The organism is Dactylosporangium vinaceum (genome assembly GCF_019904175.1).
Taxonomy (GTDB): Bacteria; Actinomycetota; Actinomycetes; order Mycobacteriales; family Micromonosporaceae; genus Dactylosporangium; species Dactylosporangium vinaceum.
Window position 1 is genome coordinate 1,147,499 of sequence record NZ_CP061913.1, and the last position, 22,266, is coordinate 1,169,764.

Annotated in this window: 21 protein-coding genes and 1 tRNA gene; 13 read left to right on the forward strand and 9 right to left on the reverse strand. The window is 71.8% G+C overall.

Going from position 1 to position 22,266, the window contains the following annotated elements:
* Nucleotides 1–72: 72 nt before the first annotated feature.
* Both Dvina_RS05280 and Dvina_RS05285 read right to left on the reverse strand, forming a co-directional pair.
* Nucleotides 73–672 carry a hypothetical protein gene (locus Dvina_RS05280; protein ID WP_223101221.1) on the reverse strand — a complete coding sequence of 200 codons (600 nt, stop codon included), beginning with the start codon at nucleotides 670–672 and terminating at the stop codon, nucleotides 73–75.
* Between the two features lie 64 nt (nucleotides 673–736).
* Nucleotides 737–979, reverse strand: a complete 243-nt coding sequence (locus Dvina_RS05285; RefSeq protein WP_223105344.1) for a mycoredoxin — start codon at nucleotides 977–979, stop codon at nucleotides 737–739.
* Nucleotides 980–1,061: 82 nt separating this feature from the next.
* Between Dvina_RS05285 and Dvina_RS05290 the strand changes: the two genes are divergently transcribed.
* From Dvina_RS05290 to Dvina_RS05305, 4 genes are all read left to right on the forward strand, one after another.
* Nucleotides 1,062–3,185 carry an ATP-dependent DNA helicase UvrD2 gene (locus Dvina_RS05290; RefSeq protein WP_246656045.1) on the forward strand — a complete coding sequence of 708 codons (2,124 nt, stop codon included), beginning with the start codon at nucleotides 1,062–1,064 and terminating at the stop codon, nucleotides 3,183–3,185.
* Nucleotides 3,186–3,480: 295 nt separating this feature from the next.
* Nucleotides 3,481–3,963, forward strand: coding sequence for a hypothetical protein (locus Dvina_RS05295; RefSeq protein ID WP_223101222.1), 483 nt, complete (start codon nucleotides 3,481–3,483; stop codon nucleotides 3,961–3,963).
* 121 nt (nucleotides 3,964–4,084) lie between these two features.
* Complete coding sequence (locus Dvina_RS05300; protein ID WP_223101223.1) at nucleotides 4,085–4,468, forward strand: WhiB family transcriptional regulator; 384 nt, start codon at nucleotides 4,085–4,087, stop codon at nucleotides 4,466–4,468.
* Nucleotides 4,469–5,006: 538 nt separating this feature from the next.
* Nucleotides 5,007–5,996 (forward strand): radical SAM protein, encoded by a 990-nt coding sequence (locus Dvina_RS05305; protein WP_223101224.1) that lies wholly within the window; start codon nucleotides 5,007–5,009, stop codon nucleotides 5,994–5,996.
* 141 nt (nucleotides 5,997–6,137) lie between these two features.
* Here Dvina_RS05305 and Dvina_RS05310 read toward each other — a convergent pair whose 3' ends face one another.
* The 3 genes from Dvina_RS05310 to Dvina_RS05320 all read right to left on the reverse strand — a co-directional run bounded on the left by Dvina_RS05310 (nucleotide 6,138) and on the right by Dvina_RS05320 (nucleotide 9,019).
* The gene (locus Dvina_RS05310; protein WP_223101225.1) at nucleotides 6,138–7,481 is read right to left on the reverse strand and encodes an ABC1 kinase family protein; all 1,344 of its coding nucleotides are present in this window, start codon (nucleotides 7,479–7,481) and stop codon (nucleotides 6,138–6,140) included.
* Between the two features lie 9 nt (nucleotides 7,482–7,490).
* Entirely contained in the window at nucleotides 7,491–8,561 is a 1,071-nt protein-coding gene (locus tag Dvina_RS05315; RefSeq protein WP_223101226.1) for a hypothetical protein, read from the reverse strand.
* 302 nt (nucleotides 8,562–8,863) lie between these two features.
* Nucleotides 8,864–9,019 carry a DUF5679 domain-containing protein gene (locus Dvina_RS05320; RefSeq protein WP_425516560.1) on the reverse strand — a complete coding sequence of 52 codons (156 nt, stop codon included), beginning with the start codon at nucleotides 9,017–9,019 and terminating at the stop codon, nucleotides 8,864–8,866.
* A 373-nt stretch (nucleotides 9,020–9,392) separates the two neighbouring features.
* Between Dvina_RS05320 and Dvina_RS05325 the strand changes: the two genes are divergently transcribed.
* Together Dvina_RS05325 and Dvina_RS05330 are read left to right on the forward strand one after the other, a co-directional pair.
* A complete protein-coding gene (locus Dvina_RS05325; protein ID WP_246656046.1) occupies nucleotides 9,393–9,917 on the forward strand; it encodes a M48 metallopeptidase family protein in 525 nt (174 codons plus the stop codon).
* The gene (locus tag Dvina_RS05330; protein WP_223101228.1) at nucleotides 9,914–10,504 is read left to right on the forward strand and encodes a hypothetical protein; all 591 of its coding nucleotides are present in this window, start codon (nucleotides 9,914–9,916) and stop codon (nucleotides 10,502–10,504) included. Before Dvina_RS05325 ends, Dvina_RS05330 begins: the two co-directional genes overlap by 4 nt.
* Before the next feature lie 137 nt (nucleotides 10,505–10,641).
* Here the strand turns inward: Dvina_RS05330 and Dvina_RS05335 are convergent, their stop codons facing one another.
* A complete protein-coding gene (locus Dvina_RS05335; RefSeq protein WP_223101229.1) occupies nucleotides 10,642–12,024 on the reverse strand; it encodes a zinc-dependent metalloprotease in 1,383 nt (460 codons plus the stop codon).
* Nucleotides 12,025–12,080: 56 nt separating this feature from the next.
* On the opposite strand from Dvina_RS05335, the gene Dvina_RS05340 reads away from it, so the two are divergent.
* The 3 genes from Dvina_RS05340 to Dvina_RS05350 all read left to right on the forward strand — a co-directional run bounded on the left by Dvina_RS05340 (nucleotide 12,081) and on the right by Dvina_RS05350 (nucleotide 16,345).
* Nucleotides 12,081–13,115, forward strand: coding sequence for a YlbL family protein (locus Dvina_RS05340; protein WP_223101230.1), 1,035 nt, complete (start codon nucleotides 12,081–12,083; stop codon nucleotides 13,113–13,115).
* A gap of 61 nt (nucleotides 13,116–13,176) precedes the next feature.
* A complete protein-coding gene (locus Dvina_RS05345) occupies nucleotides 13,177–16,176 on the forward strand; it encodes a UPF0182 family membrane protein (protein WP_380030428.1) in 3,000 nt (999 codons plus the stop codon).
* 95 nt (nucleotides 16,177–16,271) lie between these two features.
* A tRNA-Met gene (locus tag Dvina_RS05350) sits at nucleotides 16,272–16,345 on the forward strand.
* A 477-nt stretch (nucleotides 16,346–16,822) separates the two neighbouring features.
* On the opposite strand, the gene Dvina_RS05355 is transcribed toward Dvina_RS05350, so the two are convergent.
* The 3 genes from Dvina_RS05355 to Dvina_RS05365 form a co-directional block, all read right to left on the reverse strand.
* Complete coding sequence (locus tag Dvina_RS05355; protein ID WP_223101232.1) at nucleotides 16,823–17,023, reverse strand: hypothetical protein; 201 nt, start codon at nucleotides 17,021–17,023, stop codon at nucleotides 16,823–16,825.
* A gap of 160 nt (nucleotides 17,024–17,183) precedes the next feature.
* A complete protein-coding gene (locus tag Dvina_RS05360) occupies nucleotides 17,184–17,375 on the reverse strand; it encodes a hypothetical protein (RefSeq protein WP_223101233.1) in 192 nt (63 codons plus the stop codon).
* A gap of 146 nt (nucleotides 17,376–17,521) precedes the next feature.
* On the reverse strand, nucleotides 17,522–18,238 hold the full coding sequence (locus tag Dvina_RS05365) for a PIG-L deacetylase family protein (RefSeq protein WP_223101234.1): 717 nt from the start codon (nucleotides 18,236–18,238) through the stop codon (nucleotides 17,522–17,524).
* Nucleotides 18,239–18,305: 67 nt separating this feature from the next.
* Here Dvina_RS05365 and queF point away from each other — a divergent pair, with 67 nt between their 5' ends.
* From queF to Dvina_RS05385, 4 genes are all read left to right on the forward strand, one after another.
* Nucleotides 18,306–18,686, forward strand: a complete 381-nt coding sequence (gene queF, locus Dvina_RS05370) for a preQ(1) synthase (RefSeq protein ID WP_223101235.1) — start codon at nucleotides 18,306–18,308, stop codon at nucleotides 18,684–18,686.
* Nucleotides 18,687–18,688: 2 nt separating this feature from the next.
* Nucleotides 18,689–19,828 (forward strand): tRNA-ribosyltransferase family protein, encoded by a 1,140-nt coding sequence (locus Dvina_RS05375; RefSeq protein WP_223101236.1) that lies wholly within the window; start codon nucleotides 18,689–18,691, stop codon nucleotides 19,826–19,828.
* A complete protein-coding gene (locus Dvina_RS05380; RefSeq protein ID WP_223101237.1) occupies nucleotides 19,828–20,646 on the forward strand; it encodes a class I SAM-dependent methyltransferase in 819 nt (272 codons plus the stop codon). Before Dvina_RS05375 ends, Dvina_RS05380 begins: the two co-directional genes overlap by 1 nt.
* Before the next feature lie 226 nt (nucleotides 20,647–20,872).
* On the forward strand, nucleotides 20,873–22,159 hold the full coding sequence (locus Dvina_RS05385; protein WP_223101238.1) for a cation:proton antiporter: 1,287 nt from the start codon (nucleotides 20,873–20,875) through the stop codon (nucleotides 22,157–22,159).
* Nucleotides 22,160–22,266 lie beyond the last annotated feature (107 nt).

The following is a 22,266-nucleotide window of genomic DNA, read 5'->3' on the forward strand; positions in this document are numbered from 1 at the left end:
ACCCCGACGGGCGATACGCGGGAATCCGGCGCAATGAGGGGCGCGGCGCGAAGCGGCCGCGGCCAGGCTCGTTCAGCGCCTCGAGGCGGTGCGGTTCAGCGCCTCCTGGTGCCAGGTCGCGCACCAGCGGTCCAGGACGGCCGCGGCCTGCGGCGGAGTGACCTCGCGCAGCTCGTCGTCGATGCGCTGGCTCATGAAGGCGTTCGTCGGATGCCAGGCCAGGTCGCGCCAGACGGCCTCCTCGGTCACGCCGCCCGCGGCGGTGACCGTGCGGCGCAGGAGAGACAGGGGACGCTCGACAGTCGTGTCCGAGCTGACCCGCACGAAGTACGTGATCAGCTGCCGGGGTTCGGCCGGCGGCCCGGCGCGCCAGGCGCGCATGACCTCGTCGTTGAGGGCGTCGCCCGGCGCCGGGGCGGCCGGGCGGTAGGCGTGGGCGTGCATGCGGGCCAGCAGGTCGGGCTCGGGCGCGAGGCCCTCGTCGAGGACCTCGGCCACGAAGCGCTCCGGCCACAGCCACTGCCCGTCGGTGTGCAGCACCGCGGGGCCGTGGTCACGGCCGATTGTCGTGCCGCCCGTCAGGTATTCGGCGATCCGGCGTCGTCGCTCGGGATCGGCCACCCGTGGGCGCTCCGGCGCATTGCGCACGGCGTACAGACGGGCAACCCGCATAGTGGCCGGCCTCCCCAGGCATCCCGGCGTCTAGCGCTTGCCACCGTAACGGATTTGCCCCCGTTCAGCTACCGACGGTTTCCAAATGCTTCTTGACCTGCACGATGCTGGGGTTGGTCATCGCCGTGCCGTCGTCGAAGCGCAGGGTCGGCACCGTCTGGTTGCCGCCGTTGACGGTCTCGACGAACTTCGCCGCCTCCGGGTTCTGCTCGATGTCGACCACCTGGTACTGGATGCCCTCCCGGTCCATCTGGGTCTTGAGCCGGTGGCAGTAGCCGCACCAGGTGGTGGAGTACATGGTCAGCATCGGGTTTTCCTCCAGGAACATCGGCCGGGTCACACAAGGCGTTACCGCATAACGTCATACCCCCCTGGAATGATGTCCAGCTGTGGCGGACTCCTCAGAGATTCTCGCGGGACTGGACCGGGACCAGTCCATCGCGGTGACCGCCCCGGCGGGGCCCCTGTGCATCCTCGCCGGTGCGGGGACGGGCAAGACCAGGGCGATCACGCACCGGATCGCCCATCGGGTGCGCTCCGGGCAGGTCCGGGGCCAGCACGTCCTCGCCGTCACGTTCACCGCGCGGGCCGCCGCCGAGATGCGGGAGCGGCTGGGGAAGCTGGGGGCCGAGGGGGTGCAGGCGCGGACCTTCCATGCGGCGGCGCTGCGGCAGGTGCGGTACTTCGCGCCCCGGCTCTTCTCCGGCCGGCCCATGCCCGAGCTCCTCGACAGCAAGGCCCGCCTGGTCGGCCTGGCCGCGACGAAGGCCGGGCTCAAGACCGACCGGGAGGTCTCGCGAGACCTGGCCAGTGAGATCGAGTGGGCCAAGGCGTCGCTCATCGAGCCGGACGACTACGCGGCGGCCGCGGCCAAGGCGCTGCGCGAGCCGCCGTTCGACGCGGCCCTGGTCGCGAAGGTGTACGCGCACTACGAGCGGGCCAAGCGGGCCCAGGGCGTGATCGACTTCGAGGACATGATCCGGGCCGCGATCTGGGCCGTCGAGGAGCACCCCGACGTCGCGGAGCAGGTGCGCGCGCAGTACCGGCACTTCGTCGTGGACGAGTACCAGGACGTCAACCCGATGCAGCAGCGCCTGCTCGAGGCGTGGCTCGGCGGCCGCGAGGACGTGACGGTCGTCGGCGACGCCAGCCAGACGATCTACTCGTTCACCGGGGCGAGCGCGTCGTACCTCGTCGACTTCCAGCGCCGCCACCCGCGCGCCACCGTCGTGCGGCTGACCCGTGACTACCGCTCCACCCCGCAGGTCGTCGGCCTGGCCAACGCGGTGATCTCCCGGGCCCGCGGCGAGCTGTCGCGGCTGCGGCTGGAACTGGTCGGCCAGCGCCCGCCCGGGCCCGAGCCAACGGTGCGCACGTTCGCCGACGAGCCCGAGGAGGCGGCGGCGGTCGCGGCCCGCTGCGCGGAGCTCATCGCGGCCGGGACGCCGGCCCGGGAGATCGCCGTGCTGTTCCGGGTCAACGCGCAGTCCGAGGTGTACCAGGAAGCGCTGGCCGAGGCCGGCGTGCCCTATGTGGTGCACGGGACGGAGCGCTTCTTCGAGCGCACCGAGGTGCGGGAGGCGATGATCGCCCTGCGCTCGTACCGCGGCGAGGACGAGGGCGGCCTGGTCCCGACCGTCCACGCGGCGCTCGCCCGCACCGGCTGGATGCCCGACTCCGCACCCGCCGGCGGTGCCCAGCGCGAGCGGTGGGAGGCGGTCAGCGCGCTCGTCAGCCTGGCCGAAGGCATGGCGGGCGGCGGCGCGGCCTCGCTCGACGAGTTCAACACCGAACTGCAGCGGCGGGCGGCCGTCCAGCACGTGCCGACGGTCGAGGGCGTGACGCTCTCGTCGCTGCACTCGGCGAAGGGGCTGGAGTGGGACGCGGTGTTCCTGGTCGGCCTGACCGAGGGCACGCTGCCGGTGATCCACGCCCGCACCCCGGACGCGGTCGAGGAGGAGCGCCGGCTCCTGTACGTCGGGGTGACCCGCGCCCGCCACACGCTCTGGCTGTCGCACGCCGCCGCCCGCACGCCCGGCGGCCGGCCGCGCCGTCAGAGCCGCTTCGTGCCGTCGTCGACGCCCCCGAGCGGCGCCGGTCAGAGCGGCAACGGGGGGCCCGGCTACCCGCGGCGGCCGCTCGACAAGGCCGCCATCGCCGGCAAGGCCCGCCGCGTCATGGCCGTCTCCTGCCGGGTGTGCGGGACGGGCCTGGTCAACGGGGCCGACCGCAAGCTCGGGCGGTGCTCGACGTGCCCGTCGGACCTCGACGAGGACCTGCTGGCCCGGCTGCAGGACTGGCGGGCCCGGCTGGCCGCGATCCAGAAGGTGCCGGCGTTCGTCATCTTCACCGACGTGACACTGGCGGCGATCGCCGAGCGGCGCCCGGGGCGGCGCGAGGAGCTGGCCGCGATTGCGGGGATCGGCCCGCGGAAACTGATGCTCTACGGCGACGACGTCGTCGCCCTGGTCGGCGGCACGAGCGTCGACGCCCTGGCCCGCGACAGCGACTGAGACCCGAACCGCCGACCGGCCGCAAGAGCCGGCGGCCGAGGACTCCGGGCCCGCAGCGGGCCCGTGCGGGTGACCGGGACATCGATGAAGTTCTGTGCTGTCGGGGCACCATGAGCTGCTTCGACGTGGCACACTGAGGTCAGGCGCGATCGGTTGCCCGGGGGCTGGAAACCGACAAAAAACTTCCCCCGATAAATCGTTTGCCCTACCGTTGAGGCACGGCATAGCCTGCGAACACGACGCCGGAAGACCGGCGGCCGCCGCACGACGAGTTGCAGAGAGAAGGTGGGTCCACGTGAAGCTCTATCTGACTTTGGAGCGGCACGCGCAGCACCCGGCTGCCCTCTGCCCGTCTGTCGTGCCGGCCCGCGGGCTCTCGCCGATCGTCGCCCTGCAATGGCAGGAGTCTGTCCCGGCCTCCGTCGCCGTTTCCCCGGCGCCGGCTGTCGATGTCCCCGCTGATGTCCCGGCCGCTGATGTCCTGGCCGCCGCTCTGGTTCCGGCCGCGCTCGTCGCGGACGCTACCGAGTCGGTCCGGGGCGACCTGACAGTTCGGCACCTCGAACTGGCGGGCGGCAAAGCCGAGGTCCGGACCGACGCCTCCAGCAGGACCACTGTCACCACCATCGATGAGATCCACGTCGCCTCGGCGGCTCTGCTCGACCAGCGCGGAATCCGGGTTCAGGGGACCACTGGGTTCAGCGCGAAGCACAGCATGACGGCTCCGAAGCCCAATGGCGGAGTCCGCGGCATACCACCTCGAGGCAGGCCGGTCTAAAACAGACCGACTCTTCCGGCTCACCTCGAGGCCGCGGAATCCCTACACCGGGATCCGCGGCCTTCTTCATTTGCACAAACGATCACACCAAACGATCGACAAACAGAAAGGGGTGACCGGGATGAGCCTGGCCTTGGCATCGATCGACGTGCGCGTCGACTCGGCCGCGGACGAGCGTCTCCGTGTTGCTGCTCGGGGTGTGAAGTCCGACCTGCCGTGCCGCACCTTCGACCCGGACCTGTGGTTCGCCGACTCGCCGGCGGAGCTCGAGCTCGCGAAGTCCCTCTGCGTGGAGTGCCCGCTCCGCGCCGAGTGCCTGGCGGGCGCCATCGAGCGCGCCGAGCCCTGGGGTGTCTGGGGTGGCGAGATCTTCGAGCGCGGCGCCGTCGTGCCGCGCAAGCGTCCGCGGGGCCGCCCGCGCAAGGAGGACGTCGCCCGCGACGCCGTCCTGCGCGGCGAGGTTGCCGCCCGTACGGCGGCTGTCGTCGCCACTGCGGCGGCCTGAAATGAGCGCACATCGAAAGCCGGCCAGCCGAGGTCTGCGACACACGCAGCCGACCCGGCTCAGCACCACCGAACTCGTCACCACCCGACCCAGGAGCACCGCGATGACGTTGCAACTTATCCATGAAGCCCTGTCGAGGGCCCGAATGCGTCGGCCTCAGACTGCGAACCACTCTGAGGCCTACCGATCCGCCCGCCAGGTTGCCATGCGCGCACGCCACGAACAGGAACGCGCTCTGACCCGGCACTGACACCGACAGCGAAACGGGCCCCTCACCGCGAGGGGCCCGTTTCCACGTTCGAGTGCGCCTCCGCAGCGCCTTTCCGGCCCGGCCCGGGCGGCGATCATAGGGGTAGCCCCGTCTATGTCTGTCGGGTAGCGTCGGCGGCACCACACCGCCCAGTTGCAATGATTCCCGCGCGGTTCCCACGGGGTGGACCAGCGCCGGCCACGAATGCACTTCGGCATGCGCGGTGGCGGCGGGTGGTCGAGTGTTCCCGGCGGCCGGCGCGGCGACGAGCGCCGAGGAGTCCAGGCCATGCAGGAGCTCTACCCGCAGACCGGCGTCTGCTTCGACCACGGCAACCAGGCCAAGCTGTACATGGTGTACACGCTCGGCTGCAACGCCGCATGTGACCACTGCCTCGTCGAGTCCAGCCCGCGGCGGCGCGAGAAGCTCGACCTGGACGTCGCCAAGGAGCTGTTACGCGTCGGCGCGCAGTTCGGCAAGAACTTCCTCGACCTCGGCGGCGGGGAGATCATGCTGTTCCCGGACGAGGTGTACGAGCTCGCGCGGACGGCGGCGGACCTCGGGTACTACGTCAGCATCAACACTAACGGGTTCTGGGGGCGCACGCCGGAGCGGGCCCGGGCGGTCGTCGAGGAGTTGCAGCAGGCCGGGGTCGGGGCGATCTTTCCCAGCGCGAGCGCGTACCACCTCGCCTACGTGTCGATCGACCGGCTCAAGCACATCCGGCAGGCGTGCCGGGATCTCGGCATGGTGTACGAGCTCAACTGGGTGCGCTCGCACCGGCCGGAGACCGACGCGTTCATCCAGACCGAGATGGAGCTCGACAGCGAGACGATCTTCCCGAACAGCCTCACCACCGCCGGCAACGACGCGGGGACCATCGAGGCGCTCAAGCTGGTGTACGGCTCCAGCGTCCCCGACGACATCGCCGACTGCGGCAGCCTGCAGCTCGGCGTGAACCCGCACGGCCACGTCATCGGCACCTGCAGCATGACGAACCGCAACGAGAAGTTCGCCGGTACGCCGCTGTTCATCGGCAACTTCCACGACACGCCGTTCGACGAGCTGCTGCGGGCCGAGCGCGACTCGGCGGTGCTGCAGTTCATCTACCGCAACCCGCACCCGGCGCTGCACAAGCGGCTGCTCGAGGACCCGTCCCTCGGCCGGTACTACCAGGACACGTTCGGCGCCCGCCGCTACTACTCCGTCGTCGACTACTACATCGACGTGTTCCGCGACGAGCGGGTGATGGCCGGGCTCGACGAGGCGCTGCGCTGATCGGGTGCACCTGCGGATCGGCCCGGCCCACGCGAGCGGCGCCGGGCCGAGACCGGCCGGCGGCCCGGGCCGTGGGGCGCCCGGGCCCGGCCGGCGCGCCGGCGGCGATCGGGAACGGCGGCGGCTGGAGTTGCGGGCGGGTCAGGACTTCTTGCGGCGGGGCTTCTTGGCGGCCGGCTCGGCGAAGCCCGGGAGCCAGTCGATCAGGATCTGCCGGTAGCCGGCCCGCGCCTCCAGCTGACACAGCACGCCGATCGAGCCCAGCGTGACCCGGTGCACCAGCATGTAGGACGGCGGGAGGTTGAGCTGGCGGCTCAGGGCGTATGCGGGGCTCTTCGGGTTGGCCAGGCGGGTGGCCTCCGAGCGCAGCCAGGCCCGGGTGAACTGGAACTCGTCCTCGGCCAGCGGGTCGAGCATCGGGCGGATGTAGCCGAGCACCGCCGCCGCGTCCACCTTCGCGTCGCCCTTGATGAAGCCCTCCTGCCGCAGGCCGGCCAGCACCTCGTCGGCGTCGCCGGCCAGGGCGAAGCGGGTCAGGCGGCCGATGATGTCCGGGTGGCCGCCGGGGAGGCGGGCGACGGCGCCGAAGTCGAGCACGCCCAGGCGGCCGTCGGGCAGGAGGCGGTAGTTGCCCGGGTGGGGGTCGGCGTGCAGGAGCTCGGCGCGGGCCGGGGCGGAGAAGTGCAGGAGCGCCATCAGGTATCCGGCGCGGTTGCGGTCCTCCTCGCTGCCCTCGGCGATGATTGTCGACAGGGGCGTGCCGTCGACCCATTCGGTGACGAGGACCCGCGGCGATGATGCGAGCACGGGCGGCACGAAGATGTCGGGGTCATCGGCGAACGCCGCGGCGAACGCCGTCTGGGAACGGGCCTCGAGCTCGTAGTCGAGCTCCTCGGTGACGCGGTCGCGGATCTCGGCCACGAGGGGCTTCACGTCCAGGCCGGGCTGGATGGCCTTGAACAGGCCGGCGAAGCGGGCCAGCTGGTTGAGGTCGGAGCGCAGGGCCTCGCCGGCGCCCGGGTACTGCACCTTGACCGCCACCGCCCGCCCGTCGGACCAGACGGCCCGGTGGACCTGGCCGATGGAGGCCGCGGCGGCCGGCTTGTCGTCGAACTCCTTGAACATTTCGCGCCAGTCGACGCCCAGAGACTCGCTGAGGACCTTGTGGACGCTGGCGGCCGGCAGTGGCGGGGCGGCTTCCTGCAGCTTGGTGAGCGCCGCGCGGTAGGGCCCGGCCAGCTCCTCGGGCAGCGCCGCCTCGAACACCGACAGCGCCTGGCCCATCTTCATCGCACCGCCCTTGAGCTGGCCGAGGACGCTGAAGAGGTGCTCGGCGGTGCGCCGCTGGACGTCGGCGGAGACGACGTCGGCGGCCATGCCCGTCACGCGCTTGCCAAGCCCGAGCGCGGCCCGGCCGGCCAGCCCGAGGGGGAGTGACGCCAGCCTTGCGGTGCGGGCGACTGCGCCCCTGGGGATCTCGGTCACAAACCATTCTTACCCGCTCGAGCCACTCCGACGACGGCGACGGCAGTCACAGCGCGGATGTGTGCCCCAAACCCGGCGCCGAAATTCCCCGGGCCGGGGTATCTCGACGATCGCCGCCTCGGTGCGCAGGGGGCCGCCGTCGAGGTACGTGAGCACCTCGTCCGCGGCGAACGCGGCCCCGGCCATCGCCGTCGTCAGGCTGCACGGTTCGCTCAGCCCCGGCGGCGCGGTGGCGAGCTGGGCGGCCAGCGCGGGCCACAGCGGGTCGCGGTCCTGGCGGTGCAGGTCCAGGCAGCCGCGGCACGGCGAGCGGCTCGGGCGGACCAGAGGGCCCACGAGGACCGTGCCGAGGCGGACGAGTACCTCCAGGCGTGGCACTCGCTCCAACCGCACCCCGCGGCGGGCCAGCGCGTCGAGTCGCCGTTCGCCGACGCGGACCACGAAGTCGACGGCGTCCGCGCGCCCGGCGGCCTGCCGCACCCAGGGCGCGTGCCGGGCGACGGCCGCGGTGGTGGCCAGGACCCGGGAGTCGCGTACGTCACCGGGGCCGATGCCGCCGACGGCCACATCGGCGTGGGTGGCCATGCCCTCGACGAGCGGCTCGACGTGCCCGACCCCGGCCCCGGCCAGCGCGGCGGCCAGCGGTGCAAGCAGGGGGCCGTCGCCGGCCACGAGCACGTGGGCACCGGTGCGCCGCAGCAGGATGCCGGCCGCCGTGCGCCGTACCGCCGGTCGCGCCGCCCGCAGCCGCAGTGTGATGGCGGCCGCCTCCGTGGTGAGCCCGGCGCCGACCTGAGGGGCCAGGCCGGCCGGCAGCAGGGACGCGGCCGCGACGACCAGGCCGCTGACGCGCAGCTGCTCCACCAGGTCGGCCACGTCCGCGCCGTCCAGCCCGAGCAGCCGGGCCTCGGCGAGCAGGCCCGGGAGCGTCCGCGAGCCGTCGAGCAGATCGAGCACCCGAGCCAGCTCCGGGCGCCGCAGCTCCAGCACGACGGCGGTGGCCGGGTCGGTGCCCAGCTGGATCGTCCGCCGGTCGCGCCAGAGCCGCCGGAGGCCCGGCAGCAGCGTCGGTCGTCGCATGGCGACCACGCTGCCACGCCCCGGACGCCGGCCGGCGGGGTTGTCCACAGGACAGTCCACCGCCGGCCAACGTTATCCACAGCCGGCGGGCTAGTTATCCACAGGCATAGGGGCCGAGCGCGGGGTTCGCGCCGGGCGAGGCATGCTCCTGGCGTATCCGAAATTCCGGATTTGTCCGCCTTGTGGGGACGGACATAGCCAGGCCGAATGCCGGGCGGGGAGGGCATTCGGCGCGGTGTGGCGCCGCAAGCCGGGCTGGGTTACAGAACGTGCGTGATAGACCGGGCAGCGAGCTATGGGCCTCAGGCCTTGCCGAGGATCCGGTTGACCGTGGTGCCGCAGACCGGGCAGGCGCCCTTGGCCATCTTCATGCCGGTCTTCGAGATGGCGATCTCGCCCTCGAAGTCCCGCTTCTCCTTGCACTTGACGCAGTAGCCGTTGTAGGTCTCGGCCACGATGCCCTCCTCATCTCGGTCCGGCACGTTCCGCGCACCGGTGCTGACCAGCTAGGCCAACGTGGTGAGTGTGCCTTGTCGGACACTCGGGGAAAGTGCGGTTAGACGGGACACGCCGAGCGTAATCGGAAGATCTTCCTCCAACCGCACCGTACACACTATGCACAGCCTGGGGATAACCGTGTGGGCAACGGTGTGGGTTGCTGTGGATGAAATTGCCCCACGACCCGGAGCAGGCCGGACTTCCGGTGGAATCTTTCCGGCGAGTCCCCACGAATGGGTGACTACCGGACCGGCTCGCCAAGATTGGGCCTTGCGAAGGGATGGCTGCCAACGGCTAGCGTTCCAACGTGAGGCGGGACCCAGGGGGGCCGGCGTGACACGCAAGCCGGTGATCGAGGTGCGGCGCAGCAAGCGCCGCCGACGTACGGTGTCGGCCTACCGTGACGGAGAGCGCGTGGTGGTGCTGATACCCGCCCAGTTCTCCCGGGCCGAGGAGCGCGAGTGGGTCGACCGCATGCTCGAGCGCCTGGAGGTGCGGGAGCAGCGGGCCCGGCGCACGGACGCCGAGCTGACCGGACGCGCCCAGCGCCTGGCCGCCCGCTACCTGCCCGACCATCCGGCCGCCGGGCGTCCGGCGAGCGTACGGTGGGTGCAGAACCAGAACGGCCGTTGGGGATCTTGCACGCCGGACGACGGTACCATCCGGATTTCGCACCGCGTGCAGGAGATGCCCGACTGGGTCATCGACTACGTCCTGCTGCACGAGCTGTCACACCTGGTCATCCCCAGCCACAGCAGCGCGTTCTGGGCCCTCGTCGCCCGCTACCCGAAGGCCGAGCGGGCCCGCGGGTATCTTGAGGGGGTGTCAGCGGCCGCCGGTCTTGGGATCACCGAATGACAGACGCTGCCGTCGTGGCGCTGCTCGCCCCGGTCGCCTGGGCGCCGCCCGGCACCGACCCGGCCGTGTGGCGCGCCGCGATGGCCGAGGACGTCGTCGACCTGCTGACCCCGCTGCCGCGCATCCAGGCCGCCATCGCCGCCGTGGCCGCGGACCTGCCGCTGGCCCGCCGGATCGCCTGGCCCTCGACCCGCATCTACGAAATTCCGGCCGCGACGATCCGCGCCGCGCTCACGGCGGCGGCCAACGACGGACACGACAAGGCGGCGGTGGTACTCGCCGACGCCCCCGACCTGCCGGCAATGCTGATCGGCAAGCTCCTGAGGCCCCTGTCGACCCGGCACCTGGCGGTCGCCCCGGCCCACAACGGCGGCCTGCTCGCCGCGTCCGCCCGGCTCCCGGTCCCGGACTGGCTCCCCGACCTCGACGCCGAGACCGGCGACGTGGCCGCCGCCCGCCGCCCGGCCCCGGAGCCGACGATGGTCGCCTCCGCGCCCGGCTGGCACCGCCTCCGCACCGCCGATGACCTCCAGCGCCTGGACCTGTCCCTGGACGGCTGGGAGGCCACCCGGGCGATCCTGACCTGAGCGGCGCCGCCCGGCCCCCTTCGGCCGGCCGGACCGCAGCCGGGCACCCCGCCGCGCGGCGTAGGCGGTGGAACGAGACTGCGGGCATCCGAGAGCCGGGGTGGCCGTCGGAGTGCCCGCAGTACAACCGAGGGAAATCAGTCCTCGTCGGGCTTCTTCTCGTCGTCCTTCGCCGCTTCCTCGGTGAGCTTGTCGAACTCCTCGCTGAAGCCCAGGTCGCCCAGGTCCAGCTGGGTGCGGGCGAACATCTCGGGGTCGGCGAACGCCTCCTCGTCCGGGAGCAGGTCGGGGTGGCCCCAGAGGGCGTCGCGGCCGCTGATCCCGCGGTGGTCGGCCAGGGCGTTCCAGAGGGCGGTGGCCTCGCGCAGGCGGCGGGGGCGCAGCTCCAGGCCGACCAGGGCGGCGAAGGTCTGCTCCGCGGGGCCGCCGGCGGCGCGGCGGCGGCGGAAGGCCTCGGAGAGCTTGACGACGTCGGGGAGGCGGTCGCCGGCGGCGCGGTCGACGACGTGGCAGACCCAGCCCTCGACAAGTGCGAGCACCGTCTCCAGCCGGGCCAGGGCGGCCCGCTGCTGGGGCGTGTCCTCGGGCGTGAAGATGCCCTCGAGGACCAGCTCCTGCGGGTCGTTGCCGAGCGTCGACGGGTCGATGCGGCTCATCGCCTCCTCGATCGCCTCGCGGTCGACGTGGATGCCTGCCGCGTACGCCTCGACGGCGGCGAAGACGTGCCCGCGCAGCCACGGGACGTGGCCGAAGAGGCGCTGGTGAGCGGCCTCGCGCAGGGCGACGTAGAGGCGGACCTGGTCGTCGGGGACCTCCAGGCCCTTGCCGTATTCGGCGATGTTCGCCGGCACCATCGCCGCCGCCCCGGCCGGGCCGAGGGGCAGGCCGATGTCGCCGGCCGAGAGCACCTCGGCGGCCAGGGAGCCCAGTGCGGTGCCGAGCTGGCCGCCGAGCAGCGCCCCGCCGAGCGAGGCGACCATGGAGGTCATCGGGCCCATCTGGGCGCGCATCTCCTCGGGGACGAGCTCGGTCATCGCCGACACCATGCGGTCGGCCACCGGGTCGCACAGCTTGCGCCAGACCGGCAGGGTCTGGTTGAGCCACTCGCCGCGGCTCCAGGCGGCGGTCGAGCGGACCCCGGAGGGGAGCGACGACTCCGGTTCGAGCCAGAGGTCGGCCAGGCGCAGGGCCTCGATGACCGCGGACCGCTCGACGGCGGTCACCGACGGGTCGCCGACCGGCTTGGCCGCGTCGGGGTCGGACGGCTCGGCCGTCGGCAGGGGAGTGCCGGGCATCTGGAAGCCGACCGGGAACTGCGACATGCCGCCGGCCGCGGGCCCGGCGCCGGTGAGGTGGGCCTGCGCCAGCTGGCGGGCCAGATCCCAGTTGACCGGACCGCCCCCGGGCGTGGCGAAGAGCTGCTGCAGCTGGCTCAGGAATTGCTGCATCTGGCGCGGATCATTGGGATCCGGCACGTCGCCGCCGGACGGTCCGAATCCGAACGGGATGTCTGCTGGCATAACACAACCGTACTCGCTTACCAGCACCGTGGGCCGGGAGCGCTAGGCTCGCCGCCATGAGACGTCGTGGGCTGACCGTGCTGTTCGGCGCGCTGCTGCTGTTGGTGCTGGCCTGGCAGGCGACAGTGGTCCGGGTGCCGTACGTCGAGATGGGCCCCGGCCCGACCTATGACACGCTCGGCACGGACACCGGCAAGCCCGGCGGCAAGCCGATCATCAGCGTCGACGGTGCCACGGCGACGAAGTCCAAGGGCCAGCTGCGGATGACGACCGTGTCGGTGCAGCCGAACATGACGCTGCTCGACGCCATGATCGGTTGGTGGCAGAAGGACCGGGCGGTGGTACCGCGCGAGCTCATCTACCCGCCCGACCGCACGCAGCAGCAGGTCGACGAGGACAACGCCCGCGATTTCCAGCAGTCGCAGACCTCGGCCGAGACCGTTGCACTGCGCGAGCTGGGCTACCCGGTCGCGGTCACGGTTGCCGAGGTCACGGCGGGCTACCCGGCCGAGGGCAAGCTGCAGAAGGACGACGTCATCAAGTCCGTGGACGGCACGGCGGTCGACACCCCCGACAAGCTCACCGAGCTCGTGCGGTCGAAGCCAGCCGGGTCGACCCATCGGTTCGAGATCCTGCGGGCCGGGCAGGCGCAGACCGTCGAGGTCGCCACCAAGGCCGGCGACGACGGCAACCCGCGGATCGGCATCCAGGCCGGGACCAGCCAGCCGCACCCCTTCAAGCTCACGATCCAGCTCGACCGCATCGGCGGGCCCTCGGCCGGCCTGATGTTCACGCTGGGGATCATCGACACGATCAAGCCCGAGGACCTGACCGGCGGCATGATCATCGCCGGGACCGGGACGATCGACGACTCCGGCAACGTGGGGCCGATCGGTGGAATCCCGCAGAAGCTGGTCGCCGCGAAGGCGGCCGGGGCCAAAGTGTTCCTTACGCCCGCAGCGAACTGCGCCGAGGCGATGGACAACCCGCAGGCCGGGCTGCCGCTGGTGAAAGTGAACAATGTGCACGACGCGCTGACCGCTCTTGACACGCTGCGGGCCGGTCGGACGCCGACGCTGTGTAGTAGATGACTACGCTTGACGAGTTTCCATACGCGAACGGGCGGAGCCGACCGTGGTAATGCGTAATCCGATGACGAGGGTGAGCCGGCGGGGACGGGTCACGATCGCCGTCCTAGTGGTCGTCTTCCTGCTGTTCACGCTGTTCGACCGCGTGGTCGGGGCCTGGGCCGACTACCTGTGGTTCTCCGAGGTCAAGTACACCCAGGTCTTCACCGGTGTGCTCACGACCCGGATCTGGATGTTCCTGATCTTCGGTGTGACGGTCGGGCTCGTCATCGCCGGCAACCTGTACCTCGCCTACCGCACCCGCCCGCTGCTGCGGCCGCACTCGGCCGAGCAGCATGCGCTTGACCGATACCGGCTGTTCCTGCTGCCCCACATGACGGGCTGGATCATCCTGGTGGCCGGCCTGATCGGGCTGTTCTCCGGGCTCTCGGCCCAGGGGCACTGGCAGGAGTGGATGCTGTTCTCCAACAGCACCCCCTTCAACCAGACCGACCCGCAGTTCCACGTCGACCTGTCGTTCTACGTCTTCGAGTACCCGTTCTGGCGGTACATCCTGGGCGTGGCCTTCACCGCCGTGGTCTTCTCGCTGATCGGCGCGCTCGCGCTGCACTACCTCTTCGGCGGGGTGCGCCTGCAGGGTGCCGGCGAGCGGATGACCGCCGCCGCGCGGGCCCACCTCTCCACCCTTGTCGCGGTGTTCGTGCTGCTCAAGGCGGCCGCGTACTTCCTCGACCGGCGCGGGCTGCTGCTCGACAAGTTCCCGACCCAGGACCTCTACGGCGCCGGGTACACCAACATCAACGCCCTGCTGCCGGCCAAGGAGATCCTGGCCTGGATTTCGATCGTGGTCGCGATCGCCATCCTTGTGTTCTCCAACGCCTTCATGCGCAACCTGGTCTGGCCCGGACTGGCGCTCGGCCTGCTGGCGCTGTCCGCGGTGGCGGTCGGCGGCATCTACCCGGCCGCGGTGCAGTCGTTCACCGTCAAGCCGAGCCAGCTGCAGAAGGAGTCGCCGTACTTCCAGTACTCCATCAACGCGACGCGCGAAGCGTACGGGTTGAAGGACGTGCAGACGGTGCCCTACGCGGCGGACAACACGAATCCACCCGCGTCGCTGACCAACGGCACCGACCCGACGGTCAACAACATCCGGCTGCTCGACCCCGCGGTCGTCGGCGACACCTACACCCAGCAGCAGCAGGTCCGCGGCTTCTACGAGTTCAACCCGAAGCTGGACATCGACCGCTACACGCTCAAGGGCAAGGACGGCAAGGACCGGACGCAGGACTACATCGTCGGCGCCCGGGAGATCCGCTACGACCAGCTGCAGCAGAACAACTGGCAGAACCGGCACAGCGTGTACACGCACGGCTACGGCTTCGTCGCCGCCCCGGCCGCCCAGGTGGTCTGCGGCGGCCAGCCGTTCTACGTATCGGGCTTCCTGAGCGACAACACGAAGCCGGACAGCCAGGCCGGCGAGCAGTGCGCCTCGCCGACCGACCTGATCCCCGTCACCCATCCGCAGATCTACTACGGCGAGCAGATGGGCGACGTCTACGCGGTCACCGGCAAGTCGAAGGCCTCCGACCGCGACGCCGAGTTCGACCGGCCGACCGGCGGGGCCGGCAACCAGGACCAGTACTCGACCTACGACGGCAGCGGCGGCGTCGCCGTCGACAACTTCTGGCGCCGGCTGCTGTTCTCGGCCTACTTCCGCGAGACCAACTTCCTGCTCTCCGGGGTGCTCAACGACAAGTCCAAGGTGCTCTACGTGCGTGACCCGGAGACCCGGGTGCGCAACATCGCGCCGTTCCTGACCCTGGACAGCGATCCGTACCCGGCGGTCGTGGACGGCAAGATCCTGTGGATCATCGACGGCTACACGACGGCGGCGACCTACCCGTACTCGCAGAAGCTGGACTGGAACACCGCGATCCAGGACTCCTCCACCGGGGGCCGGGTCTTCCCCGAGCCGCGCCAGGACGTGAACTACCTGCGCAACTCGGTGAAGGCGACGGTGGACGCGTACACCGGCGAAGTGAAGCTCTACGCCTTCGACGAGGCCGACCCGGTGCTCAAGACGTGGAACAAGGCGTTCGGCGGCAAGCTGGTCCAGCCGCGCTCGGCGATCTCCGAGAGCCTGATGAACCACCTGCGCTACCCGGAGGACCAGTTCAAGGTCCAGCGTGACCTGCTGAGCCGCTTCCACGTCACAAGCCCCGAGGGCTTCTTCTCCGGCCAGGACTTCTGGGAGGTCCCGAAGGACCCGGCGAACTCGACGGCCGACCAGCCGCCGTACTACCTCGTCGCCCAACTGCCCGGCCAGAACGACTCGCGCTTCCAGCTCACCGCCGCGATGGCCCCGCGCAAGCGCGGCAACCTGGCCGCGCTGATGTCGGCGTCCTACGTCAACGGCCAGCCGAAGTTCGAGGTGCTGGAGCTGCCGGCCAACACGGCGATCCAGGGCCCGAACCAGACCCACAGCTCGATGACGTCGATCGCCGACGCCAGACGCGAGCTGACCCAGTTCAGCTCGCAGAACTCGGACGTGTTCTACGGCAACCTGCTGTCCCTGCCGGTGGCCAACGGCATGCTGTACGTCGAGCCGATCTACCTGAAGGCGAAGAACGAGACGGCCTTCCCGCGCCTGCAGAAGGTCCTCGTCGCCTACGGCCCGAAGTACATGGCCTACGCGGACACGCTCGAGGCCGGCCTGGAGCAGCTCGTCAAACAGGTCACCGGCCAGGCGCCGGTGCCCCAGACCGAGAATCCGGGCACCGACCAGAACCAGGGCGGCGCCACCACCGGGACCGGCGGGGGCACGCCACAGGTCCAGGACGCGGTCGCCGCCATCAACAAGGCGCTCGCGGACCTGAAGGCGGCTCAGGTCTCCGGCGACCCGGAGGCGTACGGCAAGGCGCTCAAGGCCTTGCAGGACGCCGTCGCCCGCTACCAGGACGCGGTGAAGGCGGCCACCCCGGCGCCGAGCGGCTCGCCGTCGCCGGGTGCCTCCGGATCGCCGAGCGTCTCCGGATCGCCTTCGGCCCAGCCGTCGTCGGGCTGACGTAGGAATCGGGTGTCACCCTCAGCGCTGGGGGTGACACCCGGGACCCACGATTTGGAGCCCCAGACACACATGCGCTAATCTGTACAAGCCGACGCGGGGTGGAGCAGCTCGGTAGCTCGCTGGGCTCATAACCCAGAGGTCGCAGGTTCAAATCCTGTCCCCGCTACGACGAATGAGAGGCCCCTGCCTCGCGGCGGGGGCCTCTTGCCGTTTGTCGTCTCCGCCCCTTCGCGCACGCTTCGCGTGCTCCCCATTGGGGGAGCTTTGCTCCACCCACGCCCCCTCACAGCGCGCTGCTTCGCGCTGCGCTGCTCGCGCTGCGCTGCCTCGCGCTGCTTCGCGCCGCTCACGCTTGCCTCGCGCCGCTCGCGCCGCGCCGCTTCGCGCCACTCACGCTGCGCCGCTCACTCCGCGCCGCGCCGCTTCGCGCCACTCACGCTGCGCCGCTCACTCCGCGCCGCGCCGCTTCGCGCCACTCACGCTGCGCCGCTCACTCCGCGCCGCGCCGCTTCGCGCCACTCACGCTGCGCCGCTCACTCCGCGCCGCGCCGCTTCGCGCCACTCACGCCACGCTGCTTCGCGCCGCTCACGCTGCGCCGCTCACTCCGCGCCGCGCTGCTTCGCGCCGCTCACGCTGCGCCGCTCACGCCGCGCCGCGCTGCTTCGCGCCGCCCGCGCCGCGCTGTCTCGCGCCGCCCGCGCCGCGCTGTCTCGCGCCGCCCGCGCCGCGCTGTCTCGCGCCGCCCGCGCCGCGCTGTCTCGCGCCGCCCGCGCCGCGCTGCTTCGCGCCGCCCGCGCCGCGCTGCTTCGCGCCGCCCGCGCCGCGCTGCTTCGCGCCGCCCACGCCGCGCTGCCTCGCGCCGCCCACGCCGCGCTGCCTCGCGCCGCCCACGCCGCGCTGCCTCGCGCCGCCCACGCCGCGCTGCCTCGCGCTGCGCTGCGCTGCTTCGCGCCGCTCACGCCGCGCTGCTTCGCGCCGCCCGCGCCGCGCTGCTTCGCGCCGCTCACGCCGCGCTGCCTCGCGCCGCCCGCGCCGCGCTGCTTCGCGCCGCCCACGCCGCGCTGCCTCGCGCCGCCCACGCCGCGCTGCCTCGCGCTGCGCTGCGCTGCTTCGCGCCACTCACGCCGCGCTGCTTCGCGCCGCTCACGCCGCGCTGCTTCGCGCCGCTCACGCCGCGCTGCTTCGCGCCGCTCACGCCGCGCTGCCTCGCGCCGCCCACGCCGCGCTGCCTCGAGCTGCGATGCGCTGCTTCGCGCCGCTCACGCTGCTCGCGAGCGCTGCTTCGCGCTGGTCGCGTTAGGTGGGTGGGTGGGGGTGACTGGTTGGGGTGGGCGGTTGGGGTTAGTGGCTGGGGGGTTTGGTCCAGTAGACCTCGCGGCGTAGGGGGCCTAGGGGGTCCAGGAGGTCGGGGAAGGCTGGGAGTAGGCCGCGCATTTGTGAGGCGTGGCTGGCTACCATTTCGAGTTTTAGTCGCAATTGCTCGTCGGTCAGGAAGACCTCGTGCATTCGCAGGGGGCCCAGGCGGTCCAGGTGGGGCTGCCAGCGGTGGTTTTCGGCCCGGTCGGCGTCGCGGGCGTACCAGCCGAAGGCGCACGCGTCGGGGCAGTCGGCGTAGAAGCGCAGGCGGTCGGCTACGCCGGGGAGGGTGAGCACGGCCTCGCGGGTGCCGATGTGGTCGGGGTGGTTGCCGATGCCGAGCGGGATCCACAGTGGACCCTCCAGCAGCATGGCGCGCGCGATGTCCAGGGCGACGGCCCGTACCGGGAACGTGTCCCGGTACGGCGCGTTCGTCAGGCCCAGGTGCACGGAGGCGGCGCCGCTGATGCTGTTGGCCTTCAGGTCTTCGCCGGCCCGGTCGGCCGCCGCGGCGACGCCGTCGGTGTAGCCGCACGCCAGGTCCCACTCCGACACCACGCCGGGCGCGGGCGCGCCGCCGCACACCGTCACGATCGTGGCGCGGGTCCGCAGCAGGACCTGGGCGACCGAGAGAACGGCGTCGTCGAAGTGCGGGGCGACCACCGTGGCAACTTCCACCGACCAATCTTCGTCGCCGCGCATGTCGAAAACAACAAGGGCGGTCCGTCCGGCCCGGGGAGCGTGCGGGGGGACCGGATATGCTCGACGGGTGTCTGAAGATGTGTCCGGTCTGACCTTGCTCGGGTCGTCGGTGCGCGGTCCGGTCGACCATGTCGAGTCGTTCCCGGCGCCGGCGCACTGCACGAAGGTGCGGTTCACCACCGATGAGGTCGCCTCGATGTGCCCGGTGACGGGCCAGCCCGACCTGTCCAGCGTCGAGATCGTCTACGTGCCGCGCGAGCGCTGCGTCGAGTCGAAGTCGCTGAAGCTGTACCTCTGGTCCTTCCGCGACCGCAAGGTCTTCGCCGAGGCCCTCGCCGTGGAGATCGCGACCGAGATCAAGCGCGCGGTCGAGCCCGAGTCCGTGCGCGTCGTTGTCACGCAGCACGCCCGCGGCGGCATCGTGCTCGAGACCACGTCCGAGCTGTAGGCGTGGCCCGCGCCCGCACCGCTCCCGCCGCTGCGGCGCCGGTCGAGGTCGAGCTGCCGGAGGGCGCGCCGACCAGCCTGTCGACGCGGCGGGGTGAGCTGACCCTGCCCGTGTTCGTGCCCGATGCGACGCGGGCGGTCGTGCGGGGAGTACCGACGGACAGGCTTGCCGACAGTGGTGTGAGGGCGCTGCTGGTGAGCACCGCGCACCTGGCCCTGCAGCCGGGAGCGTCGGTCATCGGGGCGCTCGGGGGCGCCCACCGGTTCATGGGCTGGCCCGGGCCGATGATCTCCGACTCCGGCGGATTCCAGGCGTTCTCGCTGCTGGCCAGCGGCAACGGCCTGGCCGAGGTGAACGACGCCGGGCTGAACTACCGGTTCTCGCCGAAGCAGAAGTTTCGCCAGCTGACCCCGCGCAGCTGCATCGAGACGCAGCTGCGCGTCGGCGCCGACATCGTGTACTGCCTCGACTACTGCACCTCGCCGAGCGCTCCCGCGGCCGAGCAGGAGCGCAGCGTCGAGCTGACGCTGCGCTGGGCCGCCGAGTGCCGGGAGGTGTTCGACCGGATGGTCGCCGACCGGCCCGCCGAGCAGCGGCCGCTGCTGTTCGCGGTCGTGCAGGGCGGCCGGGACGAGCAGCGCCGGGCCCGGTGCGCGGACGCTCTGGTCGACATCGGCTTCGACGGGTACGGCTTCGGTGGCTACCCCATCGTCGACGGCAAGCTCGTCGACGAGGTCCGGCTGGTCGCGGAGCTGCTGCCGGCCGGCACACCGCTGCACGGGCTCGGCATCGGCACGCCCGAGAACCTCGTCGAGTCGTGGCAGGCCGGCTACGGCATCTTCGACTGCACGCTGCCGACCCGCAATGCCCGCCGGGGTGTGCTCTATACGGCCCTGGACGTGGACGCGATCGGGCGCGGACGCCCGTACAAGATCGCCCGGCTGACCGATGAGCGCTGGGTCCGCGAGAAGGGCCCGATCGATCCCGGCTGCGACTGCCCGATGTGCACCACGCTGCCCGGCGGCGCGGTCGCCCACATGTTCCGTATCGAAGACACCCTGGCCGGCACCCTCGCCTCGATGCACAACCTGCGCTTCTACACCCGTTTGACAGAAGCCCTGCATCGGTTGGGTACTGCCTGATGCCCTCGTTGGGACTCGAGCCGATGGTGCGCCGGCTGAGTGCCGCACCGAAGTACAGCGGCATCCACCCGGACACGATCGCGCACGTGGTGCACCAGGAGGCCGCGCACGCCGCCAACGACGCCGACCTGGAGCGGCTGGCCCGCCTGCGGCTGCACAAGGTCGTCGCCGACTACCTGCTCACGGCCCGGCCCGGCCGGCTCCTGCGCGGGCTCGACGCGGCCGTCGCCGACGGGCCCGACGCGGTGCGGGCCTGGTGCCGGACCACGCTCGCCGGGCACTTCTCCACCGCCGAGCGGCTGCCCGACCTCGACGAGTTCTACCCGGCCATGTTCGAGCTCACCGGCCCGCCCGCGGACATCGCCGACCTGGCCTGCGCGCTGAACCCGTTCTCGCTGCCGTGGCTGCGCGCGGCCACCGACGCCCCCTACGCCGGCTACGACTTCAACAGCGCCCTCGTGGCCGCGACCGGCGCGTTCGCCGCCCAGACCGACCCGGCGGCGCAGGTCCGGCAGTGCGACGTGCTGGTGACGCCGATCGAGGCCGACGTGGCCATCCTGCTCAAGACGTACCACTGCATCGAGGACCGGCTCGCCGGCGCCGGGCTGCGGCTGGTCGCCGAGGTCGCGGCCCGCCGGGTGGTCGTGTCGTTCCCGCTGAAGGCGATGCACGGCCGGGCCGCCGTCTTCACCCGCCCGCATATCGACGCGCTGCTGCGCCTGGGCGACGAGCGCGGCTGGGCGGTGCGCCGCGGCCGGCTCAGTACCGAGGAGTTCGTGGTCCTGGACAAGGAGTCCTCCGGCGGCCCGCAGCGCTGAGCCGAGGGCGACCGGACGGCCGCGGTGTCCCGGCCGGTCCTGGGGCTTTGTTGGGTTTTGAGTTTTGCCTTATCGATGCCTATGGCTTCCGGGGTACAGTGCGCGGACCTGTACGGAGTGTTGCGGTCCGGAGGGCTGCGACCGCACGGAAGTGGGTGATGGTTCATGGCTACGGTTCGTGGCCGCTGGGGCCCGCCGCAATGGTCAGCGTGGTGGGGCCGCTGACGTGGAGGCGATCGTGGTGCGGGTGGTGCTCGCCGTTGCGGTGATCACGGCCCTCAGTTACCTGCTCGGGGTTATCGCGCGGCGGATCGGGCAGCCGGCTGTCGTGGGGCAGCTGTTCGCCGGGATCCTGCTCGGGCCGAGTGTGCTGGGGCGGCTTCCGGGCAATCCCGGGACGGCGCTCATTCCCCTTGTCATCCGGCCCTATCTGACAGTGGTGGCGCAGCTGGCGCTCGTGCTCTTCCTGTTCTTCGTCGGCTACGAGCTCAACCGGAAGCTGCTGCGGCGGCGGATGCACGCGGTGCCGCTCATCGCCGTCTCGGCGTTCGTGGTGCCGATGCTGCTCGGGGCCGGGTCGACTGTCGTGTTCGCGGACTGGTTCGCGGCGACCGGGGCGCCCGCGGTGGAGCACCAGGCATTCGTGCTGTTCGTGGCCGTGGCGCTGTCCATCACGGCGGTGCCGGTGCTGGCCGGCATCATCGCGGAGCGCGGGCTCGGCGGGACCGTGGTCGGCGTTGTCGCGATGACGTCGGCCGGCATCATCGACGCGCTCGGGTGGCTGGCGCTGACCGGGGCGATGCTGAAGGCGGACGCCGGCGGCGGGCAGCGGCCCTGGGCGGTCACGCTGCTGCTGCTCGTGGTCTACGTCCTGGTGATGGTGTTCGTCGCCCGCCCGTTGCTCGGCCGGCTGCGCCGCGGCGCGCTCGCGGCGGGGCGGTCGGCGGCCTCGCTGCTGCCGGTGGCGGCGACGTTCGCGATGGCGTCGGCCTGGGTGACCGGGGCGCTGGGGCTGCACGTCATCCTCGGGGCCTTCATCGCCGGGCTCGTGATGCCCCGCGACGAGGACGGGCAGCCCGACCCGGCGCTGCTCACCGCGGTGGAGAAGGCGGGCGGCGTCCTGCTGCCGGTGTTCTTCGTCGTGTCCGGCCTCGCGACCGACGTGGGCGCCCTGCGCGCCGCCGACCTCGGCCTGCTCGGGGTCATCTGCGTCGCCGCCACCGTCGGCAAGCTCGGCGCCGGGCTGCTCGCCGCCCGGCTCTCGGGGCTGTCGTGGCGGGACGCGACGAGCGTCGGGATCATGCTCAACACCCGCGGGCTTACCGAGCTCGCGGTGCTCAACGTCGGCCTGCAGGCCGGGTTCATCAGCGGCCGGCTGTACACGGTGTTCGTGCTCATGGCGCTGCTGACGACCGCGGCGACCGGGCCGCTGCTCGGGCTGCTGGGCCGGCGGCGGGCCGTGGTCGCCGAGCCGGAGCCGGTGGCCGTGGGCGGAGGTGGTGATCCCGCGTGATGTCAATCGACCGAACGTGCCGGAGGGGGTGTCGAGCAGCCATTCTCGGATTCAGCAAGAATTCGTCAAGAATCAATTAAGTCATCGGTCGTGGTCATGCCACTGAA

What these genes read in the sequence shown, in the direction of transcription:
- Dvina_RS05280 (WP_223101221.1), bottom strand. Translation starts at nt 672, where the DNA reads ATGCGGGTTGCCCGTCTGTACGCCGTGCGCAATGCGCCGGAGCGCCCA.
- Dvina_RS05285 (WP_223105344.1), bottom strand. Translation starts at nt 979, where the DNA reads ATGCTGACCATGTACTCCACCACCTGGTGCGGCTACTGCCACCGGCTC.
- Dvina_RS05300 (WP_223101223.1), top strand. Translation starts at nt 4,085, where the DNA reads ATGAGCCTGGCCTTGGCATCGATCGACGTGCGCGTCGACTCGGCCGCG.
- Dvina_RS05305 (WP_223101224.1), top strand. Translation starts at nt 5,007, where the DNA reads ATGCAGGAGCTCTACCCGCAGACCGGCGTCTGCTTCGACCACGGCAAC.
- Dvina_RS05315 (WP_223101226.1), bottom strand. Translation starts at nt 8,561, where the DNA reads ATGCGACGACCGACGCTGCTGCCGGGCCTCCGGCGGCTCTGGCGCGAC.
- Dvina_RS05330 (WP_223101228.1), top strand. Translation starts at nt 9,914, where the DNA reads ATGACAGACGCTGCCGTCGTGGCGCTGCTCGCCCCGGTCGCCTGGGCG.
- Dvina_RS05335 (WP_223101229.1), bottom strand. Translation starts at nt 12,024, where the DNA reads ATGCCAGCAGACATCCCGTTCGGATTCGGACCGTCCGGCGGCGACGTG.
- Dvina_RS05340 (WP_223101230.1), top strand. Translation starts at nt 12,081, where the DNA reads ATGAGACGTCGTGGGCTGACCGTGCTGTTCGGCGCGCTGCTGCTGTTG.
- Dvina_RS05345 (WP_380030428.1), top strand. Translation starts at nt 13,177, where the DNA reads ATGACGAGGGTGAGCCGGCGGGGACGGGTCACGATCGCCGTCCTAGTG.
- Dvina_RS05365 (WP_223101234.1), bottom strand. Translation starts at nt 18,238, where the DNA reads ATGCGCGGCGACGAAGATTGGTCGGTGGAAGTTGCCACGGTGGTCGCC.
- Dvina_RS05380 (WP_223101237.1), top strand. Translation starts at nt 19,828, where the DNA reads ATGCCCTCGTTGGGACTCGAGCCGATGGTGCGCCGGCTGAGTGCCGCA.